14 protein-coding genes are annotated in these 20,790 nt (G+C 71.8%); 7 read left to right on the plus strand and 7 right to left on the minus strand.

What is annotated here, in order from left to right; genetic code table 11:
- Positions 1 to 43: 43 nt before the first annotated feature.
- The 6 genes from EKE94_RS11920 to EKE94_RS11945 all read right to left on the minus strand — a co-directional run bounded on the left by EKE94_RS11920 (position 44) and on the right by EKE94_RS11945 (position 7,673).
- Positions 44 to 595, minus strand: a complete 552-nt coding sequence (locus EKE94_RS11920) for a CHAP domain-containing protein (RefSeq protein WP_127906816.1) — start codon at positions 593 to 595, stop codon at positions 44 to 46.
- A 265-nt stretch (positions 596 to 860) separates the two neighbouring features.
- Entirely contained in the window at positions 861 to 1,706 is an 846-nt protein-coding gene (locus tag EKE94_RS11925) for a hypothetical protein (RefSeq protein WP_127906817.1), read from the minus strand.
- A gap of 131 nt (positions 1,707 to 1,837) precedes the next feature.
- Positions 1,838 to 3,121 carry a TRAP transporter large permease gene (locus EKE94_RS11930; protein WP_127906818.1) on the minus strand — a complete coding sequence of 428 codons (1,284 nt, stop codon included), beginning with the start codon at positions 3,119 to 3,121 and terminating at the stop codon, positions 1,838 to 1,840.
- Positions 3,118 to 3,648: a TRAP transporter small permease gene (locus tag EKE94_RS11935; protein ID WP_235855996.1), complete on the minus strand. Its 531-nt coding sequence runs from the start codon at positions 3,646 to 3,648 to the stop codon at positions 3,118 to 3,120. Before EKE94_RS11935 ends, EKE94_RS11930 begins: the two co-directional genes overlap by 4 nt.
- Before the next feature lie 60 nt (positions 3,649 to 3,708).
- Positions 3,709 to 4,713: a TRAP transporter substrate-binding protein gene (locus tag EKE94_RS11940; RefSeq protein WP_127906819.1), complete on the minus strand. Its 1,005-nt coding sequence runs from the start codon at positions 4,711 to 4,713 to the stop codon at positions 3,709 to 3,711.
- Positions 4,714 to 4,946: 233 nt separating this feature from the next.
- Positions 4,947 to 7,673, minus strand: a complete 2,727-nt coding sequence (locus EKE94_RS11945) for a PAS-domain containing protein (RefSeq protein WP_127906820.1) — start codon at positions 7,671 to 7,673, stop codon at positions 4,947 to 4,949.
- 172 nt (positions 7,674 to 7,845) lie between these two features.
- On the opposite strand from EKE94_RS11945, the gene EKE94_RS11950 reads away from it, so the two are divergent.
- From EKE94_RS11950 to modC, 7 genes are all read left to right on the plus strand, one after another.
- Positions 7,846 to 13,344, plus strand: a complete 5,499-nt coding sequence (locus EKE94_RS11950) for an alpha-2-macroglobulin family protein (protein ID WP_127906821.1) — start codon at positions 7,846 to 7,848, stop codon at positions 13,342 to 13,344.
- Positions 13,341 to 13,916 carry a putative glycolipid-binding domain-containing protein gene (locus EKE94_RS11955; RefSeq protein ID WP_127906822.1) on the plus strand — a complete coding sequence of 192 codons (576 nt, stop codon included), beginning with the start codon at positions 13,341 to 13,343 and terminating at the stop codon, positions 13,914 to 13,916. Before EKE94_RS11950 ends, EKE94_RS11955 begins: the two co-directional genes overlap by 4 nt.
- Entirely contained in the window at positions 13,909 to 15,948 is a 2,040-nt protein-coding gene (gene pbpC, locus EKE94_RS11960; protein ID WP_127906823.1) for a penicillin-binding protein 1C, read from the plus strand. The genes EKE94_RS11955 and pbpC overlap by 8 nt, the downstream gene beginning before the upstream one ends.
- A gap of 99 nt (positions 15,949 to 16,047) precedes the next feature.
- Positions 16,048 to 16,815 carry a glutaredoxin family protein gene (locus tag EKE94_RS11965; protein ID WP_127906824.1) on the plus strand — a complete coding sequence of 256 codons (768 nt, stop codon included), beginning with the start codon at positions 16,048 to 16,050 and terminating at the stop codon, positions 16,813 to 16,815.
- A 39-nt stretch (positions 16,816 to 16,854) separates the two neighbouring features.
- Positions 16,855 to 17,628 (plus strand): molybdate ABC transporter substrate-binding protein, encoded by a 774-nt coding sequence (modA, locus tag EKE94_RS11970; RefSeq protein WP_127906825.1) that lies wholly within the window; start codon positions 16,855 to 16,857, stop codon positions 17,626 to 17,628.
- Between the two features lie 4 nt (positions 17,629 to 17,632).
- The gene (gene modB, locus EKE94_RS11975; RefSeq protein ID WP_235855997.1) at positions 17,633 to 18,337 is read left to right on the plus strand and encodes a molybdate ABC transporter permease subunit; all 705 of its coding nucleotides are present in this window, start codon (positions 17,633 to 17,635) and stop codon (positions 18,335 to 18,337) included.
- The gene (gene modC, locus EKE94_RS11980) at positions 18,334 to 19,419 is read left to right on the plus strand and encodes a molybdenum ABC transporter ATP-binding protein (RefSeq protein WP_127906827.1); all 1,086 of its coding nucleotides are present in this window, start codon (positions 18,334 to 18,336) and stop codon (positions 19,417 to 19,419) included. The genes modB and modC overlap by 4 nt, the downstream gene beginning before the upstream one ends.
- Before the next feature lie 211 nt (positions 19,420 to 19,630).
- Here the strand turns inward: modC and EKE94_RS11985 are convergent, their stop codons facing one another.
- Positions 19,631 to 20,719 carry an endonuclease/exonuclease/phosphatase family protein gene (locus EKE94_RS11985; RefSeq protein WP_206615067.1) on the minus strand — a complete coding sequence of 363 codons (1,089 nt, stop codon included), beginning with the start codon at positions 20,717 to 20,719 and terminating at the stop codon, positions 19,631 to 19,633.
- Between the last annotated feature and the right edge of the window lie 71 nt (positions 20,720 to 20,790).

Raw genomic sequence — 20,790 nt, forward strand, 5'->3', positions numbered from 1 at the left:
GGGGGCGGTGGGGGCAAGGCCGCGCCCGGGTCGTTGAGAGCGATCAGATCGTCGAGGCGGGCGAGATGAAGCCGTCGATCAGGTAGACGCTGCCGAAGGTGCCGGGCTGGCTTTCGACCCGCACGCGCGACCAGTCATTCGCGTCCGAGACGTCCTTGACCGCCATGCCGAGCGAGACCTTGTTCCGTTCCCAGTTGGCGTGGTCGATCAGGATCATCCGGTCGGACAGGACCTTCGACACCACGGCGACATGGCCCATGGGCAGCGACGGGGTCGAGCTGAACGCCATGACCGCGCCGGGAACCGGGCGCTTGCCAGTCGGGAACTGGCCGATGGCCTGGTCCCACCACGTGCCCGCGTTGCCGCGGATCTGCACGCCCGAGGCGTTGCGCGCGAAAGGCACGCACCAGACCCGCTTGCCCGCGGCGCGCAGCGTCTCGGCCTCTTGAATGGCAAAGGCGGCGCGATGCGGCATGATGCCCCGCGTCGTCTCGACCTCGGGGGCGCGGGCGGTGCCGCAGGCGGTAAGGACCAGAAGTGTGGCGAAAACAGGCAGGCTGCGCAGCAGGCCCCTGATGCGTGTCGAAGCGATCATCCCTCGTCCCCGTTTTTATGGACTGCCCGTCCGGGGTTAACTTTGATTGGGATTGTCGCGAAAGTTTCCGTCGGAACAAGTTCGAGAGGATGGAACCGGCAGAATTCCGCCAAAATCGGAACTCATTGGGAACTTTATGCGAACGGGGCGCAAACCGATGCCGCGTTGCCGTGGGCTGCGGCGGGGCGCACCGCGTCCACCCCCGCGCCGAGGCGGCGCGGCGGGGGGAATCGTCCGGGTCGGGCCCCGAGAGGCGGGGGGCGGCTCAGGGCCGGGCGGGCGTCCCGGCGTCGGCCGGAGCCGGCGGCTGGGCCGCGGGGGCCGGCACGGCGGGCACGGCATCCAGCGGCAGGCTTTCCACCGGGGCCGGCAGGGCCGCGCCGGGCACGGCGTCCGATGCGGCGGGGTCCGCAGGCGGCGGCGCATCGGAGGGGGCGCCGGGGGCCGCCGTGGCGTCGGGCGTGCCGGGCGCCCCGGGGGACGACGGCACCGCCGCACCCGAGGTCTGGACATAGTCGACCCGGCCCAGAGACCGGTTGGGCCCCCACTTGCGATGCTTGAGCTGGCCGTTGACGATGTAGAGATCGCGGACGTCATAGGCGACGGGCTCTCCCTTGTCGTCGCGCATGTAGAGGATCGCGGCCTCGGGGTCGCCGCCCGCCGGGTCCAGCAGGAAATAGGCCGGATCGGCCGCGTCGGACATGCTGTCGAGAATGGCGAGAATCGTCGCGGGGTCGGTGATGCGTTCGTCGCGGAAGAAGCAGACCCCCTCCATCGCGCCGACGCCGAGGCCCAGCACCGCACCGGCGGTCAGCGCCGCGGGGGTCGACAGAACGCCCGCGGCGGTGCCCAGCCCCTTGCCGGCGCCCGCGACCAGCCCGCCCGCGCCGCCGCCCTGCGACAGCAGCGTGGCACCGGTGGCGGTATTGCTGAGCGAATAGAACCCCTTGACCGCCTCGACCGCGCCGCCGGTGGCGACGGGTGCGGTGCCCGCGGCCTCATCGGGGCCCTTGCCGCCGATGAACCCGCTCAGCCGGTAGTCGCAGACGCGGGCGGCGGCGGGGTGCGCGGCCAGCAGCGTGGCGGCAAGGATCAGGGGAAAGCGGCGCATGGCGAACCTCGCATCTGGGTCAGGGCAGCGCCTGCTCTATACCCGGGCGGGGTCCGCGCGGCTCTTCACATTGCGGTGGCCGCGGCGGATTTCGGGCGCTGTGTCGCCGCCGCGCCGGGCGCCGCCCGGGCCTAGAGGATCAGCCGCGGCAGGAGGGTCGACAGGCCGGGGACGTAGGTGATCAGCAACAGCACCACGAGGTTGGCGAGGATGAAGGGCCAGATACCCTGGATGATCGTGGTCACGGGACGGTTCAGCTGCGACGACGCGACGAAAAGATCCAGCCCGAAGGGCGGCGTCACCATCCCCAGCGTGACGTTGACCGCGACGATCATGCCGAAATGCACCGGGTCGATCCCCAGCGCGGTGGCCACCGGAAAGAGCGGCGGTACCAGGATCAGCTGGATCGAGTTCGGGTCGACGAACATGCCCGCGATGATGAAGATCACGTTGACCACGATCAGGAAGGTGATGGGTCCGCCCTCGATCGCCTCGAACCCGGCGATGATCGCGCCGGGGATCTGCGCCAGCGTGATGAAGTAGGACAGAAGGCTGCCCATGGCGAGCAGGATGAAGATCACGCCCGTCGCGATGGCCGCGCGTTCGGTGACCCGCACCAGGCCGCCGAAGCCCAGCTTGCGGTAGACCACGCATTCCACGAAGATCGCGTAGGCACAGGAGACGGCGGCGGCCTCAGTCGGTGTGAAGATCCCGCCGTAGATCCCGCCGAGGATGATCAGCGGCATCCCCATGGCCCAGCCCGCGCCGCGGATTGCGGCCCAGAGCTCGAACCGCGACGGGCGCGGATCGCCCCGCACGCCGCTGCGCCGGGCCTGCAGCGCGACCATGACGGCGAAGGCGAGCCCCAGCACCACGCCCACGCCCAGCCCCGCCACGAAGAGCGACGCGATCGAGGTGCCGGAGAGCCAGCCATAGATGATCAGCGCGATCGAGGGCGGGATCAGCAGCGCGGTTTCGGCGCTCGACACGATCAGCCCCAACGAGAATTTCTCGGGGAACCCGGTGCGGCGCAGCTCGGGATAGATGATGTGGCCCATCGCGGCCACGGTCGCGGGCGCCGATCCCGAGACCGAGCCGAAGCCCATCGCCGCGCCGATGGTGGTGTAGCCCATGCCGCCGGGCAGATGGCCCACGAAGGCGCGCACCAGCGTCGTCAGCCGCCGCGCGATCTGGCCCTCGCCCATCAGCTCGGCCGCGAAAAGGAAGAACGGGATCGCCAGCAGCAGCGACTGGTTGATGCCACCGGTCATCTTCTGCGCCAGCACCGCGTCGGGCAGCGCGGCGAAAAAGCCCTCCTTGACCACCAGCGTGGGCAGCCCGAGGACGAGGAGCATCTCGAACCCCGTAACCAGGAGGAGGACGGCAAGCGCGCAGATCGCGGCGATCAGGATCATTGCGCGATCTCCTCGGGCTCGGGGGTATTGAAGCGATGGACCACGCCGGCAAGGCTGAGCGCGTAGCGCAACGCCAGAAGGGCAAAGCCCAGCGCGGGGGCGAGGTAGATGTACCCGATGGGCACGTCCAGCGTCGGCGATCTCTGGCCCGTCGAGAAGACGAAGCGCGCCATCGTCAGGGCCATCCACGCGATGTAGAGACTGAAGAGGCAGCCCACGATGTCGATGATCCGCCGCAGCGGCAGGCCGGTGCGTGCCGCGATCCGGTCGCGCCATGTGTCGACGGCGACCTGGCGGCCGCGTTCCAGCGCCAGCCCGGCCGAGAGGAACACCAGAAACAGGTTCATCAACCGCACGGTTTCGTCGATCCAGGCCAGTTCGGCCGCCATCGGTCCGCCCCATTGGCGCACCAGCACGTTCAGCGCGAACAGCGCAACCATGCCCAGCAGGATGGCGACCAGTACCGTGCGTTCGGCCAGTCTGAGGGCGGTAAGGAACATCTTCATCAGGTCTGATCGCTCCAGCATGATCCGGGCGGCCGTGGGGCCGCCCGGGTGCTAAGGTGTTTCCGTTCTGGCAGTGCGGGGTTACTGCGTCGCGGTCGCGTAAGCCTCTTCGTAAAGGTCGATCAGCGTCTGCCCGGCTGTGCCCGCCCGATCAAGATAGGCCTCGCGTGCCGGGGCATACATCGCCGCGCGGAACGCGGCGGTTTCCTCTTCGGACAGCTCGCGCACCTCGGTGCCGCTGTCGCGGATGACCTGCAGCGCCTCTTCGCCCGCTTCGGCCTTCTTCTCGATCAGCTCGGGGATCACCTCGGCAAAGGCCTCGGTGATCGTGGCGCGGTACTCTTCGGGCAGGCTGTCCCAGAACATCGGGTTGAACAGGATCACGTTCTCGATCACGCCGTGGTTCGACACCAGAAGGTAATCCTGCACCTCGTGGAACTTCATGTTGAAGATGGTGTCGAGCGGGTTCTCCTGGCCCTCGACCACGCCGGTCTGCAGCGCGGTGTAAAGCTCGCCGAAGGGCAGCGGCACGGCAGTGGCGCCCAACGCCTCCATCTGCGCCTGCAGGATCGAGGATTCCATCACGCGGAAGGTCTGGTTCTGGAACGCGTCCATGTCCTCCATCGACGTGTTCGAGGTGAACTGCTTGCGCCCGTTGGGCCACAGGCCCACGCAATGCGTGCCACGGCTTTCGAAGCTCTCGCACAGGGCGGTGCCGAACTCGCCTGCGCGGATCTCCTGCGCGGCGGTTTCGTCGGCGGGATAGAGGAAGGGGATATCGACGATCGAGGCTTCGGGATTGAAGCCGCCGAGAAAGGCGATCGGCGCCACGGTGGCCTCCAGCGTGCCAAGCTGCACCGCCTCGGTCATCTCGCGCTGCGGTCCCAGCTGGCCCGAGGGGAAGAGCTGGAATTCCACCGCCCCGTCGGTGCGTTCCGAGACCAGGTCGCCGACCTTTTCGATCATCTGGTTGATCACCGCCTGCGGCGCTTCGAGGTTGCCGATCTTGGCGGTGAACTCCTGTGCCCCCGCGGGAAGCGCCAGCAAGGCGAGGGGAAGCGAGAGAAGGGCTTTGTCGAGGGGCATGGCGATCTCCACCGTTTCAATTTTGAGACTATGGCAAAAGCCATGACCCCCCTTGTGTCAAGGACTATCCCCCGCAGCGCAATATCTTGGCGAACTGCCCGCAATCCGCGCGCACTCCGGCGTCGGCTGCCTGATTTTTGTGCTGGTTTGGGGCGCGGCGCGCGGCGAAGACTTTGCGCGCCTCCCAGGCGGACAGGCTGGTCCGCCACGAAACCGGGTTCCGATCCGTATCGTTATAGGGGACCGCCCCCGTCCCTTTTCTGCCGTGTGGCGTCGAGGGTGGCGAGAAGCTGATCGCGTGACAGCGGTTTGGTCAGCGCCTGGTCGAAGCCGGAGCGGCGGAATTCCTCGATATCTTCGGGCATCGCGTGGGCGGTGACAGCGATGATCGGGACGGGCGGCAGGGCCGCGGCCTCTTCGTGATTTCGAATGCGGCGTGTCGCCTCGCTGCCGCCCATCACCGGCATCGAGATGTCCATCAGCACGAGGTCGGGACGTTCCTGCAGGTAGGCGGCCAGCGCCTCGGCCCCGTTTTCGGCAAAGCGCAGGGCCACGTTCTGGCTTTTCAGCATTCCGGCCAGCACCATCCGGTTGATGGCGTTGTCCTCGGCCGCGATCACCCGCAACGGCGCGAGCAGGGCGGCGTCGGTCCGGTCGACGGCGGCGGGCGGGATCGCGCGCGCGTCCATGGCGCGGTGCAGCGCCCGCTCCAGCGTGCGGCGGCGCGGCGGCTGCACCAGCCGTTCCGCGATTCCGGCGGGCAGCGGGGCCTCCGCCCCCTGCGTCATGGCATCGGGGGCCAACAGAAAGACCGGGCCCGCCCCGCAGGCGGTGCAGGCGGCCAGCGCGGCATCGCGTCGGGTGGGCGGCAGGCTCTGGGCGAGGAAGGCGGCATCGCCCGGGCGCAGGTCGGCAGCCTCTGCGACAGGGGCGATCCCCATGTCGTCCAGCAGCCGCAGCAGGTGCACGCGCTGCCGGTCATCCGGGTCCAGTACCAGCGCACGGGCCGGGTAGCCCCCGAGCGGGCCCGCCATCGCCGGACCCGTCTGCGCGACGAGGTCCAGCGGCAGGGCGAAGCCGAAGGTCGAGCCCTGCCCAGGGTCGCTTTCGACCCACATTTCGCCACCCATCAGGTGCACAAGGTCGCGGCTGATGGTCAGGCCCAGGCCGGTTCCCTCGGCCTGGCGGGTGTCGGTGCGGTCGACCTGGTTGAAGCTGCCGAAGATGTGGCCGAGCTTGTCCTTGCCGATCCCGATGCCGGTATCTGTCACCGCGACATGGAGCCGCCAGCGTTCGGGGCCCCCGCCGGGGCGCGCGCCGGACTGCGTGCCGGTCCCCGTCTCTGCCGCGGGATCCGGGGCGAAGCCTACGACGCGGATCGTCACGCTCCCCGAGGGGGTGAACTTGACCGCGTTGCCCACGAGGTTGATCAGCACCTGCCGGATGCGCCCGGCGTCGCCGTCGTAGCGGGCGGGCAGGCCCGTGTCGTAGTCGACCCGCAGGTCCAGCCCCTTTTCCCGGGCCCGGGGGCGCAGCAGGGCGGCGGTTTCGTCGATCAGCGATTCGAGGTCGAAGGCGGCCCGCTTCAGCGTCAGCTTGCCGGCCTCGATCTTGGAATAGTCGAGGATGTCGTTGAGGATCTCCAGCAGCGCGGCGCCGGACGACCGGATGGTGTCGACAAAGCGGCGCTGCTCGGTATCCAGCCCGGTCTCGCCCAGAAGCTCGGCCATGCCGACGACGCCGTTCATCGGGGTGCGGATCTCGTGGCTCATGTTGGCGAGAAAGGTGGATTTGGCCCGGCTCGCGGCCTCGGCCCTCTGGCGCGCCTCGTCCAGCGCGGCCTGCTGCGCCTTGATCGCGGTGATGTCGACGCGCAGCCCGACGCGGCCGCCATCCGGGGTCTCGGCTTCGAGGATGCGCAGCCAGCGGCCATCGCTCAGGTGCTGTTCCAGCATCGTGTCGGCCTGGCGGTGGGCGGTCAGCCGTTCGTCCAGCCACGCCTCTTCGCGCCCCGTTGCGGCGGCGTACTGGCCGTTCTCCAGGCCGAAGCGCAGGATGTCCTCGAACGGGGTGCCGGGAATCATCGCGGCGGCGCTTTCGGGATAGATTTCGCGGTAGCGGCGGTTGCAGACGACCAGCCGGTCCTCCTGGTCGAAGAGGACGAAACCGTCGGGAATGGTCTCGATCGCGGCCAGCATCCGCATCTCTTCGGTGATGTCGGTGATCCGGCTGACCCGGCCGCCATCGGGCATCCGCCGGTTCTCGATCCGCAGGGTCGCACCGCCGAAATGGCGAAACGTCAGGTCGGGCGCCGGATCGCCCTCCCAGCACGCCGCCGCCTCGGCCAGCCAGGCCTCGCGCCCGCCGTCGGGCACGGCGATGCCCTCGTCGATCAGCAGGCTGCAGATCTCGTGGTAGAGGATGCCGGGCTGCACCGCCTCCAGCTCGTCGAAAAGCTCGATATAGGCGGGGTTGGCCAGGACCAGGCGGGCGTCGCGGTCGAAGATCGCCAGCGCCTCGGGCAGGGTGTGCAGCGCATGCAGGGTGGTGGCCAGCGTGTCGCGTATCGCCTCGGTCTGGGCGCGGGCGGTATCGCGCGCCGCCAGCGCCTGCCGGCAGGAGTCCTGGGCGGCGGCGGCACGCTCGGCCGCCGCCGCCCGGTCGGCCAGGTCGAGCGCCTGCGCGGCCAGCCTGCGGTTGGCGGTGCGAAGCTCGGCCTCGCGCCGTTCCAGCAGCCGTTCCGCCGCCAGCCTGCGCCGGCGTTCATCGGAGAGGGGCTGAGATGGGGACTGAGACAGCGACTGAGACAGGGGAGCGGGCCGCAGGTCGTGCCGGAGCTCGGGTTGAAGCCCGGCCAGCGAGTCGGGCGCCAAGTCGGGCAGCCGGTCAGCCCGCGGGTCGGGTTGAGGCCCGTGCGGGGTCTCATGCGACGGCTCGTGCGGGGGCTCTGGCAGATCCATTGCGTCATCCCGGTTCAGCGCGCGACGGGTGTCGGGCGTCCGGACCGTGTTTGACCCGGCACGGGTAAACGCCGCCCTAAGGCCCGGCCGCCACGCCCGGGGGATTCGCGATTGTGCGGCATCTGGGGGCGTGCGATCCTTCGGGTCGGGACATACGAAGGGAGTCGTGGCCATGCGTCGCATCGTGAATGCCATAGTGCTGGCACTGGCGACGGGTGCGCCCGCTCTGGCCCAGACCCCCGAAGCCGACCCCGCTGCGCCCATCCCCGAGCGGCGGCTGATCGTGTCGCAGGACACCGATTTCTACGGCGGCGACCTGCGCGCCCTGTTCGACACCACGCTCGAGGCCTGCATCACCGCCTGTACCGGCGATGCCGACTGCCGGGCGTTCACCTATAATGCCACCAAGGGCAGCTGCTTTCCCAAGTCCTCGGTCCTCGACCGGACGGCCTTTGTCGGGGCGACCTCGGCCGAGGTCGTCGACCGTCCGTCGGGGGACCTGGCGCTGGCCCGCACCCGGGCAGATGCGCTGTCGTTCCTGCGCCCGGCCGATTTCGACGCCGCGCGGAACGAGGCGCGGGCCCTGCCGCTGCGCCACGCTGCCGACGGGCGTCTGGCGGTCGACCTGATCCAGCAGGCGAGGCGCGAGCGGGATCGCGGCAACATCATCGCGGCGATGGACCTGACCGGCGCCGCGCTGGGCGAAACCGACGCCGCCGAGCTGTGGGTCGATTACGCGCGGCTGGCGCTGGCCGCCCGGACCAACGACCAGTCCCGCGACGAGGACCTGCGCGACCGCGGGCTTGCCGCGGCGATCAACGGCTATCTCCGGGCCCGTGCGGTTCCGGTTCAGGTCGAGGCGCTGTCGACCATGGCCATGGCGCTCGAGCGCGGCGAACGCGGGCGCGACACGATCCCCGCCCTGCGGTTGGCGCAATCGCTGACGCCGGACGCGGAAGATCCCGACCTTGCCGCCCGGCTGGACGAGGCCGTGGCGCAGTTCGGATTCCGCATCACCGACCACCAGATCGACAGCGATTCCGAGGCGCCGCGGATCTGCGCGCAGTTCTCCGAGCCGCTGGCGCAGGCGGGAACCGATTACGCGCCCTTCGTGCAGGCCGATGCCGCCGGACTGGCCGTGGAGCCCCAGGGCGACCAGCTGTGCCTGAGCGGGGTGGAGCATGGCACGCGCTACCACGTGACCTTCCGCGAAGGTCTTCTCGCCGCCTCGGGCGAGGTGCTGGCGGCGTCCGTACCGCTCGACCTTTACGTGCGGGACCGCGCGCCCGGCGTCCGCTTTCCGGGCCGCGGCTACATCCTGCCCGCCGGGGGCGAGGTCGCGGTGCCGGTGGTGACCGTGAACCTCGATGAGGTCGCGCTGGAGCTGCGGCAGGTCAGCGACCGCAACCTGATCCGCGCGATGCAGCAGAACCTGTTCGCCGGTCAGGTGCCGGAATACGACCGCGAGACGTTCGAATCCGAGCTGAGCCGCGAGGTCTGGACCGGCACCGGCGCGGTGGCGCGGGATCTCAACCGCGACGTCACCACCCGCCTGCCGCTGGGCGAAGTCGCGGGCGATCTGTCGGCGGGGATCTACGTCCTCTTCGCCAGGATTCCCGGCGCCGACCCGTGGGAGACCCCCGCCGCGGCCCAGTGGTTCGTGGTGAGCGACCTCGGGATGACCACCCTGTCGGGCAATGACGGGCTGCATGTCTTCGTCCGTTCGCTCGACACCGCGGCCCCGGTCGGGGACGTGACGCTGACGCTTCTGTCGCGGGCCAACGCGGTGCTGGGCAAGGTCCAGAGCGACGGGCAGGGCCACGCGGCCTTCGCGCCCGGCCTCGCCCGCGGCACCGGGCCCGAGGCGCCGGCGATGGTGCTGGCCGAAACCGGGGGGGACATGGCGTTCCTGCCGCTGACCGACCCCGAGTTTGACCTTTCCGATCGCGGGGTCGCGGGGCGCCCCGCCGCCGGGCCGGTCGACGTGTTCCTGGCCACCGACCGCGGCGTCTACCGCGCGGGCGACACGATCAATGCCACCGTCCTGGCCCGCGATGCGGGCGCCCGGTCGCTGCCGGGCCTGCCGCTGACGGCGATCCTGACCCGGCCCGACGGGGTGGAATACGCCCGCCGCGTGTCGTCGGGTGCCGATGCGGGTGGCCATGTCTTCGCCCTCGCCACCACCGACGCGGTGCCGCGTGGCACCTGGCGGCTGGACATCCACGCCGACCCCGAGGCCGAGCCGCTGGCCTCGACCCCGCTGCTGGTCGAGGATTTCCTGCCCGAACGCATCGATGCCGACCTGTCGCTGCCCGAGGGGCCGCTGCGCCCCGGCACCCGGCCCGACCTGTTGGTCGAGGCGCGCTATCTCTTCGGCGCGCCCGCCGCCGGTCTGCCGGTCGAGGCCGAGGTGCGGCTTGCCCCGGCAGAGGGGCTCGAGGGGCGGCCGGGCTATGTCTTCGGTCGCCACGATGCCGCCGCCGACCCTGTGACGCAGTATCTCGATGCCGCCGAAACCGGGCCTGACGGCACCGCGATCCTGCCCCTGACGCTGCCCGAGATTGGGCCCGAGACGGGGTCCGGGATGGAGGGCCGCCCGATCGAGGCGCGCGTGCTGGTGCGGCTGCGCGAAGGATCGGGGCGCCCGATCGAGCGCATGCTGACCCGCCCGGTCGCCCCCGATGGCCCGATGATCGGGCTGCGCCCCCTCGTCGAGGGGGTGGTGCCCGAAGGCGGCGAGGCCGCGTTCCAGGCCATCGCGGTCGTCCCCGGCCAGGCGGCGCCCGAGATGCCCGCCCGCTGGACGCTGAACCGGGTCGAGACCCGCTACCAGTGGTTCCGCATGTACGGCGACTGGCAGTGGGAGCCCGTGACCCGCCGCGAACGCGTCGCCTCGGGCGAGGTGACGCTGGGCGACACCCCGGTGCGCATCGCCGCCCAGGTGGACTGGGGCGAATACGAGCTGCGGATCGAGGCCGCCGATGGCAGCGCGACCGAGACCTCGACCGCCTTCACGGCCGGCTGGTACGCGATGGGCGATACCGTCTCGACCCCGGACATGCTCGAGGCATCGCTGGATGCCGAGGCCTATGCCCCCGGCGACACCGCGACCCTGCGGATCGTGCCGCGGTTCGCGGGCAAGGCGCTGATCACGGTCATGTCCGATCACCTGATCGACATGAAAGCCGTCGACGTGCCCGAGGGCGAAAGCCTGATAGAGCTGCCGGTGACCGACGACTGGGGCCCGGGGGCCTATGTCGCGGCCAGCGTGCTGCGGCCTGCGGACCGCGCGGCGGGGCAGGGCCCGGCGCGGGCCCTCGGGCTGGGCTATGCCACGGTCGATCCCGGCGACCGCGCGCTTGCGGCGCGGCTGGAGGTGCCGGACGAGATCCGCCCGCGCGGGCCGCTCGACGTGACGCTGGCGGTGGACGGCGTGGCCGAGGGCGAAACCGCCTGGGCCACGATCGCGGCGGTGGATGTCGGCATCCTCAACGTCACCGGGTTCGAGCCGCCCGATCCCTCGGACCACTATTTCGGCCAGCGCGAACTGGGCGTCGGCATCCGTGACGTCTATGGCCGCCTGATCGACGGGATGAGCGGCGAGATGGGGCGCCTGCGCTCGGGCGGGGACGCGGGCGGCGCGCTGCAGATGCAGTCGCCACCGCCGAGCGAGGATCTGGTGGCGCTGTTCCATGGCCCGGTCGAGATCGGCGCCGACGGCACCGCGCGGGTCAGCTTCGACATTCCGGGCTTCGACGGCACTCTGCGGCTGATGGCGGTGGTCTGGTCTGCACGCGGCGTGGGCGAGGCGCAGGCCGATGTGCTGGTGCGTGACCCGGTGGTCGTCTCGGCCACGCTGCCGCGGTTCCTCGCCCCCGGCGACACCTCGCAGATGCTGCTGGAGGTGACGCATGTCGGCGGACCCGCGGGCCGGGTCGAAATCGGCGCCGCGGCGCCCGAGGGCCTGCTGCCGCCCCGCGCCCTGCCCACTGCCTTTTCGCTCGAAGCGGGGGGCATCCGGCGCATCGCGGTGCCGCTGACCGCCCCGGATGCGCCCGGGGATTACACCATCGCGCTGACCGCCACCCTGCCGGGCGGCGAGGAGGTGACCCGCAGCCTGCGCCTGCCGGTGCGCGCCAATGATCCCGAGATCACGCGCACCAGCCGGTTCGACCTGGCCCCCGGCGCCAGCTTCACCCTGGATGACGAGGTCTTTGCCGGCCTGCGCCCCGGCACAGGCACCGCCACGCTGACCGCCGGGCCGCTGGCGCGGTTCGACGCGCCGGGGCTGCTCGAGGCGCTCGACCGCTATCCCTATGGCTGCACCGAGCAGGTGACGAGCCAGGGCATGCCGTTGCTCTACCTCTCCTCGGTCGCGCAGGCGCTGGACCGCGCCGCGCCCCGTGACATCGACGCCAAGCTCGACCGCGCGGTGGCGCTGATCCTGACCAACCAGGCGTCCTCGGGCAGTTTCGGGCTGTGGCGCCCGGACTCGGGCGATTTCTGGCTGGACGCCTATGCCACCGATTTCCTCTCCCGCGCGCGGGCGCAGGGGGTCGCGGTGCCCGACACGGCCTTCCGCCTCGCGCTCGACAACCTGCGCAACCGGGTGAACTATGCCCCCGATTTCGAGGAGGGCGGCGAGGATATCGCCTATGCCCTCTACGTCCTCGCGCGCGAAGGCGAGGCGGCGGTCGGCGACCTGCGCTACTATGCCGACACCAAGGCTGCCGATTTCGCCACGCCGCTGGCGCTGGCGCAGCTGGGCGCGGCGCTGGCCTTCCGCGGCGACCCGGCGCGCGCCGACGCGATGTTCGCCGCGGCCGACGCGCGGCTGGCCGCGCTGCCGCAGGCCGCCGACCCGGGCCTGTGGCGCGGCGATTACGGCACCCCGCTGCGCGACCGCGCCGCGGTGCTGGCCCTGGCGGCCGAGGCCGGCAGCGAGGCCGTCGATCGGCCCCGCCTGATCGACGCGGTGGCACAGGCCCCCGGCGCGCCCCGCTCGACGCAAGAGGCCGCTTGGTCGCTGATGGCGGTCGCGGCGCTGCCCGGGGCGGTGGGCGCCGCCGATCTGCGCGTCGACGGGCAGGCGGCCACGGGCCCGCTGGTCCGGCGCCGGTCCTCGGGCAGCGATGCGGCCCCCGTCGAGGTGGCGAATACCGGAGGGGACACGGCCGAGCTGACGCTGACCACCTTCGGCGTGCCCGACATCGCGCCCGAGGCGATGGGCGAAGGCTACGACATCGAACGCCGCAGCTTCACCCTGGACGGGACACCGGCCACGCTGGACGACGTGGCCGTGGGTACCCGGCTTGTCACCCTTCTTACGGTACAGCCCTGGGCGCCGGTCGAGGCGCGGCTGATCGTCGACGACCCGCTGCCCGCGGGGTTCGAAATCGACAACCCCAACCTGCTGCGGTCGGGCGACGTGCGGGCGCTGGACTGGCTCGATGCGCTCGAGGACGTGGCGGCGACCGAGTTCCGTAGCGACCGCTTCGTCGCGGCGGTGGACTGGCGGTCGGGCGACACCTTCCGGCTGGCCTACATCATCCGCGCCGTGTCGCCGGGCAGCTATCGCCACCCGGCGGCCAAGGTCGAGGACATGTATCGCCCGCGCTACCGCGCGATCACCGGCACCGGCCGCGCCAGTGTCGTTGAGGGCGCGGAATGACCGAGCGGGCCAAGGGCCGGTGCGTCGCCGTCGCGCGCTGGCAGCGGCTGGACATCGAAGGCGACGACACCTGCCGCCTGATCGCGGGCGCCGAGGGCTGGATGCTGTCGGGGCACGCGCGGATGGCGGGGCCCGAGGGGCGTTCCCGGCTGGATTACGTCGTCTGGGCCGACGCCGAGTGGCGGACGACCGGCGCCGACGTGACCGGCACGCAGGACGGCCGCCCGGTCGGCTGGCGAATCCGCCGCGATGCGCAGGGCTGGACGCTGGACGACCAGCGCATCGCCGGGCTGGACGGCGCGACGGACGTGGACCTGTCCTTCACCCCCGCGACCAACCTGCTGCCGCTGCGGCGCCTCGCGCCCGTGGCGGGCGCCGTGGTGCCCGTGACGGCGGCGTGGTTCACCTATCCGCAGATCGCGCTTGCGCCGCTGGTGCAAAGCTATGAACGCCTGTCCGACACGACGCTGGCCTATCGCTCACCCGATTTCCAGGCCCGGCTGACGGCCGATCCTTCGGGCTTCGTGACCGATTACCCGGGGCTCTGGCGCGGTGCCGTCACGGATGACTGAGCGGCGCGGCGCCGCGTGGCTGTGCCTGCTGGCGGCGCTGCTTTTCGCCGGGGCCACGTTGCGCGACCGCTACGATGCGTGGATCGATGCCACGCCCCTGCCGTCCCTGACACTGACCACCTCGACCGAGGTGGTGGACCGCGCGGGGCTGGTTCTGCGCGCCTATACCGTGGATGACGGGCGCTGGCGGCTGGCGGTCGACCCGGCGGCGGTCGATCCGCGCTACCTCGCCATGCTGGTGGCGTATGAGGACAAGCGGTTCCACCGTCACGGCGGCGTGGATCCCCGCGCCACCCTGCGCGCGGCGGGGCAGGCCGTGGCGGCCGGGCGCATCGTCTCGGGCGCTTCGACGCTGACCATGCAGGCCGCCCGGCTTCTCGACGAGGGGCCCACCGGCCAGTGGGCGGGCAAGCTGCGTCAGGTGCGGCTGGCGCTGGCTCTGGAGCGGCGGCTGACCAAGGCGCAGATCCTGGGGCTCTACCTTGCCCGGGCGCCCTTCGGCGGCAACCTCGAGGGTCTGCGCTCGGCCTCCCGGGCGTGGTTCGGCAAGGACCCAGCGCGGCTGACCCCGGCCGAGGCGGCGCTTTTGGTGGCGCTGCCGCAATCGCCCGAGGCGCGCCGCCCCGATCTGCATCCCGACGCCGCCCGCGCCGCGCGCGACCGGGTGCTGGACCGGCTGGCCGCCGCGGGGGTGCTTTCGGACGAGACCGCGCGCGCCGCCCGGGCCGAGCCGGTGCCGACCCGGCGTCGCGACCTTCCGGCGCTGGCGCCTCACCTGGCCGACCGGCTGCGTGCCGAGACCCCGCAGGAGGGCCGCATCGCCACGACGCTCGACGCCGCGCTGCAGGCGCGGGTCGAGGATCTGGCCCGCAGCGCCCTGCGCGGGGCCGGCGCACGGGTGCAGGTGGCGATCGTCGTCGCCGATCACCGCAGCGGAGAGATCCTCGCCCATGTCGGATCGGCCGCCTATGCCAGTGACCGCCGGCAGGGCTTCGTCGACATGAGCCGGGCGATGCGGTCGCCGGGCTCTACGCTGAAGCCGCTGATCTACGCGCTGGCCTTCGACGCGGGGCTGGCCCATCCCGAGACGCTGATCGAGGATCGGCCCACGGATTTCGGCGGCTACGCCCCGCAGAACTTCGACGGGCGCTTCCGCGGCACCCTGCGCCTGCGCGAGGCGTTGCAGCAGTCCCTGAACATCCCGGCGGTAAAGCTGACGCAGGCGGTGGGGCCGGCGAGGCTGATGGCCGCGCTCGACCGGGCGGGCGTCGCCACGGCGCTGCCCGGCGGGCGCGCGGGGCTTGCCGTCGCCCTGGGGGGCGTGGGCACGACGCTCGAAGGGCTCACGTCCCTTTATGCCGGGCTGGCCGAGGGCGGTCGCAGCGTGGATCTGCACGCCCGCGCCGGGGCCGCCGCGGTGCCGCGCCGACGGATCGTCGGCCCGGCGGCGGCGTGGCAGGTGGGGGACGTCCTGACCGGCCTCACCCCGCCTCCGGGCGCCCCGCACGGGGTGCTGGCATGGAAGACCGGCACCTCCTACGGGCACCGGGATGCCTGGGCGCTGGGATGGGATGGGCGCCACGTGGTTGGCGTGTGGATGGGCCGTCCCGACGGCACGCCGGTGCCGGGGGCCTTCGGCGGCGATCTCGCGGCGCCGGTGCTGTTCCAGGCCTTCGGGCGGATCGGCCGCGACCGCGCCCCGCTGCCCGCCCCGCCGCCCGACGCGCTGACGGTCGGGGCGGCCGATCTGCCCGCGCCGCTGCGCCATTTCGGTCGCGAGGCCGAAGACGCCGGCCCCGCCCCCGCCATCGCCTTTCCGCCCGACGGGGCCCGGCTGGCCGTGGCGGGCGAGCTTGCGGTGAAGGTGCGCGACGGCACGCCCCCCTTCACCTGGCTGGCCGACGGGGCGCCCGTAGCCATCGCCGTGCGCGACCGCGAAAGCTGGATCGCGGCGCCCGGGCCCGGCTTTGTCACCCTGTCGGTGATCGACGGCACCGGCCGCGCCGCCCGCACCCGCGTCCGCCTGGACTGACACCGCCGTGCCGGGGTGTCGGGGAGCCGCATGGCCTTCGGGGAACCCGACCGCCCCGGCGGCGCGTTCCCGAGACGGAACGCACAGCCGGAGACCCCCATGCCCAGGGACACATCAGACACCAAGACGGCCCGGATCTACCGCATGGTGATGCCCGATCACCTGTGTCCCTTCGGGCTGAAGAGCGTCGCGCTGCTGGAGCGCGAAGGGTTTGCGATCGAGGACCATCACCTGACCACGCGCGAGGAAACCGACGCCTTCAAGTCCCGCCACGGGGTCGAGACCACGCCGCAGACTTGGATCGACGGAGACCGGATCGGCGGCTACGACGAGCTGCGCCGCTATTTCGGACAGGACGTGAAGGACGGGGACGAGACCAGTTATCGCCCGGTTCTGACGATCTTCGCCATCGCCGCCCTGCTGGCGCTGGGGCTCAGCTGGTATGCCTTCGGCAGCCTGCTGACGCTGCGCGCCGCCGAATGGGTCGTGTCGATCTCGATGACGCTCTTGGCGCTGCAGAAGCTGCAGGATGTCGAGAGCTTTTCGACCATGTTCCTGAACTACGACCTGCTGGCCCGGCGCTGGGTGCGCTACGGCTACGTCTATCCTTATGCCGAGGCGCTGGCGGGGATCCTGATGGTCGCGGGCGCGCTGATCTGGATTGCCGCGCCGGTGGCGCTGTTCATCGGGATCGTCGGCGCGGTGTCGGTCTTCAAGGCGGTCTATATCGACAGGCGAGAGCTGAAATGCGCCTGCGTCGGTGGGGCGTCGAACGTGCCCCTGGGCTTCGTGTCGCTGACCGAGAACCTGATGATGATCCTCATGGGCGTCTGGATGCCCTTGCGGATGGCGATGGGCTGGGGCTAGGGCCGGGTGGACCGCGCCGCAGCCCCGCAGGAGACCCCCATGCCGCCCCTTGCCCGCCGCCATCGCCTTGCGACCCTCGCGGCGCTTTTCGCGCTGGGTGCCGGCGCCGTGCGGGCCGAGACGGTGACCGTTTTCGCCGCGGCCAGCCTCAAGACCGCGCTGGACGAGATCGCGGCCGGGTACGAGGGCACGACGCAGGACGACATCGTCATCTCCTACGCCGGGTCTTCGGCCCTGGCGCGGCAGATCGAGCAGGGCGCGCCCGCGGACCTGTTCCTGTCGGCCAGCACCGACTGGATGGAGGCGGTGGCGCGGGCCGGACGGATCGACGTCGACAGCCAAGCCGACCTTCTGGGCAATGCGCTGGTGCTGATCTCGCACGATCCCAAGGCAGAAGGGGTGCGTATCGGGCCCGATCTGGACCTGCCCGCCATGCTGGGCGACGGACGTCTGGCGATGGCGCTGGTCGATGCCGTCCCTGCCGGGATCTACGGCAAGGCGGCGCTGACCTCGCTTGGCCTTTGGGACGGCGTGGCGCCCCGGGTGGCGCAGGCCGACAACGTGCGCGCGGCGCTGGCGCTGGTCGCCGCGGGGGCGACGCCGCTGGGCATCGTCTATGCCACAGATGCCGCCGCCGAACCGCGGGTGACGGTGGTGGGCCTGTTCCCCGGCGACAGCCACCCGCCGATCATCTATCCCGCCGCCGCGCTGGCCGACGCCCCTGCGGCGGCGCATGCCTTCCTCGATCATCTGCGCAGCGTCCCCGCCCGCGCGGTGTTCGAGACGCAGGGCTTCCGCGTGCTGGCGGACTAGGCCGGTGGACGCGCCACTCGACTGGCTGGATGCCGAGGCGTGGCAGGCGGTGCGCCTGTCCCTCCGCGTGGCCTTCTGGGCCACCCTCGTCAGCCTGCCCTTTGGCGTGGGCGTGGCGTGGCTGCTGGCGCGGTGCCGGTTCCCGGGGCGGCAGCTTCTGAACGGATTGGTGCACCTGCCCTTGATCCTGCCGCCGGTGGTCACGGGCTACCTTCTGCTTCTGGGCTTCGGACGGCAGGGCCCCTTGGGCGGACCGCTGGCCGAGCTGGGGATCGTCTTCGCCTTTCGTTGGACGGGCGCAGCGCTGGCCGCCGCGATCATGGGCTTTCCGCTGATGGTCCGCGCGATCCGCCTGTCGCTCGAGGCCGTCGATCCGAAGCTCGAGCAGGCCGCCGCGACGCTGGGCGCCTCGCGCTCGATGGTCTTTGTCACCGTCACGCTGCCGCTGATCCTGCCGGGAATCCTGGCCGGTGCGATCCTCGGCTTTGCGCGGGGGATGGGAGAGTTCGGGGCCACGATCACCTTCGTGTCGAACATCCCCGGCGAAACCCAGACGCTGCCCTCGGCGATCTACACCTTCCTGCAGGTGCCGGGGGGCGAGACGGCGGCGCTGCAGCTGGTCGCCGTTTCGGTCGCCATCGCCATGGCCGCGCTGCTGCTGTCCGAGTGGATCGGCACGCGCCTGGCCCGACGGGTGGCGGGGGCATGAGTCTCGCGGTTGCGCTGCGCCATGCGCAGGGGGCGTTCCGTCTGGACGTGACGTTCGAGGCGCCGCCGGGGATCACCGTGCTCTTCGGGCGCTCGGGCTCGGGCAAGACCACGATCGTCAATGCCGTCGCGGGGCTGTTGCGGCCCGACGCGGGGCGGGTCGTGCTGCGGGGGCGGACGCTTCTCGACACCGCGGCGGGGATCGCGCTGCCGCCGCACCGCCGCCGCCTGGGCTATATCTTTCAGGAGGGGCGGCTCTTTCCGCATCTGAGCGTGCGGGGCAATCTGCGGTACGGACGTGCCTTCGCCCCCCGCGACGCCCGGCCCGCGGACGAGGCCCGCATCGTCGAGATGCTGGGTATCGGTCACCTGCTGGACCGCCGCCCGGCGGCGCTTTCGGGGGGCGAGAAGCAGCGCGTCGCCATCGGGCGGGCACTCTTGTCGGCGCCGCAGATGATCCTGGCGGATGAGCCCCTGGCCGCGCTGGACGAGGCGCGCAAGGCCGAGATCTTGCCCTATTTCGAACGGCTGCGCGACGAGGTGTCGATCCCGATCCTCTACGTCAGCCACGCCGCGGCCGAAGTCGCGCGGCTGGCCACCACGGTGGTCGCGCTGCAGGACGGCCGCGTGGTGGGGCAGGGACCGGCCGAAGAGGTTCTGGGCGATCCGATGGTGACCCCGGCCGGTGTGCGGGCGGCGGGCGCGATGTTGCGGGCGCAGGTGGTGCGCCACCATGCCGACGGCCTGACCGAGCTTGATGCCGGGGGTGTGCCCCTGTTTCTGCCGGCGCTGGATCTGGCGCCGGGGCAGGGGGTGCGGCTGCGCATCGCGGCGCAGGACGTGATCCTGTCGCGCGACCGGCCCGAGGGGCTGTCGGCGCTGAACATCTTGCCCGGCCGGGTCGAGGCGCTGCGCCCCGGGGCCGGGCCCGGCATGCTGGTGTCGCTGGCCACGCCGGCGGGACGGGTGCTGGCGCGGGTCACCCGCCGGTCGGCCGAGACCCTCGCCCTCGCCCCCGGCATGACCTGTCACGCGGTGATGAAGTCCGTGGCCATCGCGCCCGGCGACATCGGCGGCAACTGAGCCCGGCGCCGCCGATACGGACCATCGATCAGGGCCACCGACACGGGTCCCTGACACGGGCCATCTTTGGCCACGGTCCTGCGCCACCGACCTGACCGCTGACGCGGCCCGCGGCAAGCCACTGCCCTTGCCGCTGACTGTCTTAGACGGAAGGGGCTGACGCCCCGAAGCCCCGGCCCGGGGGCGCATCCGAAGCACGCCATGGGGGGCGTCACTTCTCGGGGTGCTCGGGCAGCGGGCGTGGATCCCATCCGCGCCCGGGGATGTCGATGTCGACCCAGACGGGATGATGCCGTGAGGCGGGCGTGCCGTCGACCGAAAAGACCGCGGCGTCGGGCGTGTCGGGGACAGGCCAGAACACCCCGGCATCGCGCACCTGCAGATCGCGCGAGGGCAGGATGTAGTCGACGCGCAGGTTGCCCGGCGCGGCGCGGTCCCAGTCTCCGGGGTCCTCGAACCAGTCCGCGGTGTCGAGCGCGGGGTCGCCCCGCTGCGCCGCATTCGGCCCGCCCTGAGCCGCGGCGGCCAGGGCGGCGCCCCGGCTGCGGGGCGCGGGGTCCTGCAGCGCCGGATGGGCCAGCAGGGTCCGGATGGCCAGGGTACGCCCGTCGCCGTCGGCGGGGTCGAGGTTGGCGTCGCCCAGCACGATGAAACGGCTCTCCGGCGGGGGCTGGGCCAGCCGTCCGCGCAGGTAGGCCAGCCACAAGGCGGCCTCATCATGATTGCGCCGCCCGTTGCGGTCGCGCGGCCCGTCGAAGACCGGCGGCGTCGCGTGCCAGATCAGCAGGCGCAACGAGGTGGCGCCGATGCGCACCGGCAGATCCCAGTGGGCATTCGACGACAGCCGCTGCCCGGGCGCCGTGCCCTCTGGCGCGTGGTTGTCGGGCAGGTCCAGCCATGCAAGGCCCGAGAAATCCCGCAGGTCGTCCGCGGCGATCGGGTGGCGCGACAGGACGGCCAGCGCGCCTTCGCCCCGGAACCGACCATAGCCCTGTGCGTCGCCCGGCCCGCCGCGCCGCCCGTCACCGTCCAGATCCAGCCCGCTGCCCGCCCCGGCATTGGGCGCGCCGGCAAAGACGTGGGGCATCGGGTGGCCGGCCTCGGCGATGCGCCGGGCCAGCGCGTCGAGGGCGCGCCCCTCGTGATCCCAGTCGACCCCGGACAGGACCGCGATGTCGGGGGAGAGATGGGCAAGCGTGCGCGCCACGGCCAGCACCTGCGGGTCGGCGCGCAGGATGTCGCGGTAGAGCAGCCCCGGCCCGTCGCGCGCCAGTTCTGTGTTGAAGTAGACGATCCGCACCCGCTCGGCCCCCGTTTGAGCAGGAGCGGGGACAGGGGCGATCAGGGCGATGCAGGCGGCCAGCACCGCGG

It is taken from the genome of Mesobaculum littorinae (genome assembly GCF_004011175.1).
GTDB classification, from domain to species: Bacteria; Pseudomonadota; Alphaproteobacteria; order Rhodobacterales; family Rhodobacteraceae; genus Tranquillimonas; species Tranquillimonas littorinae.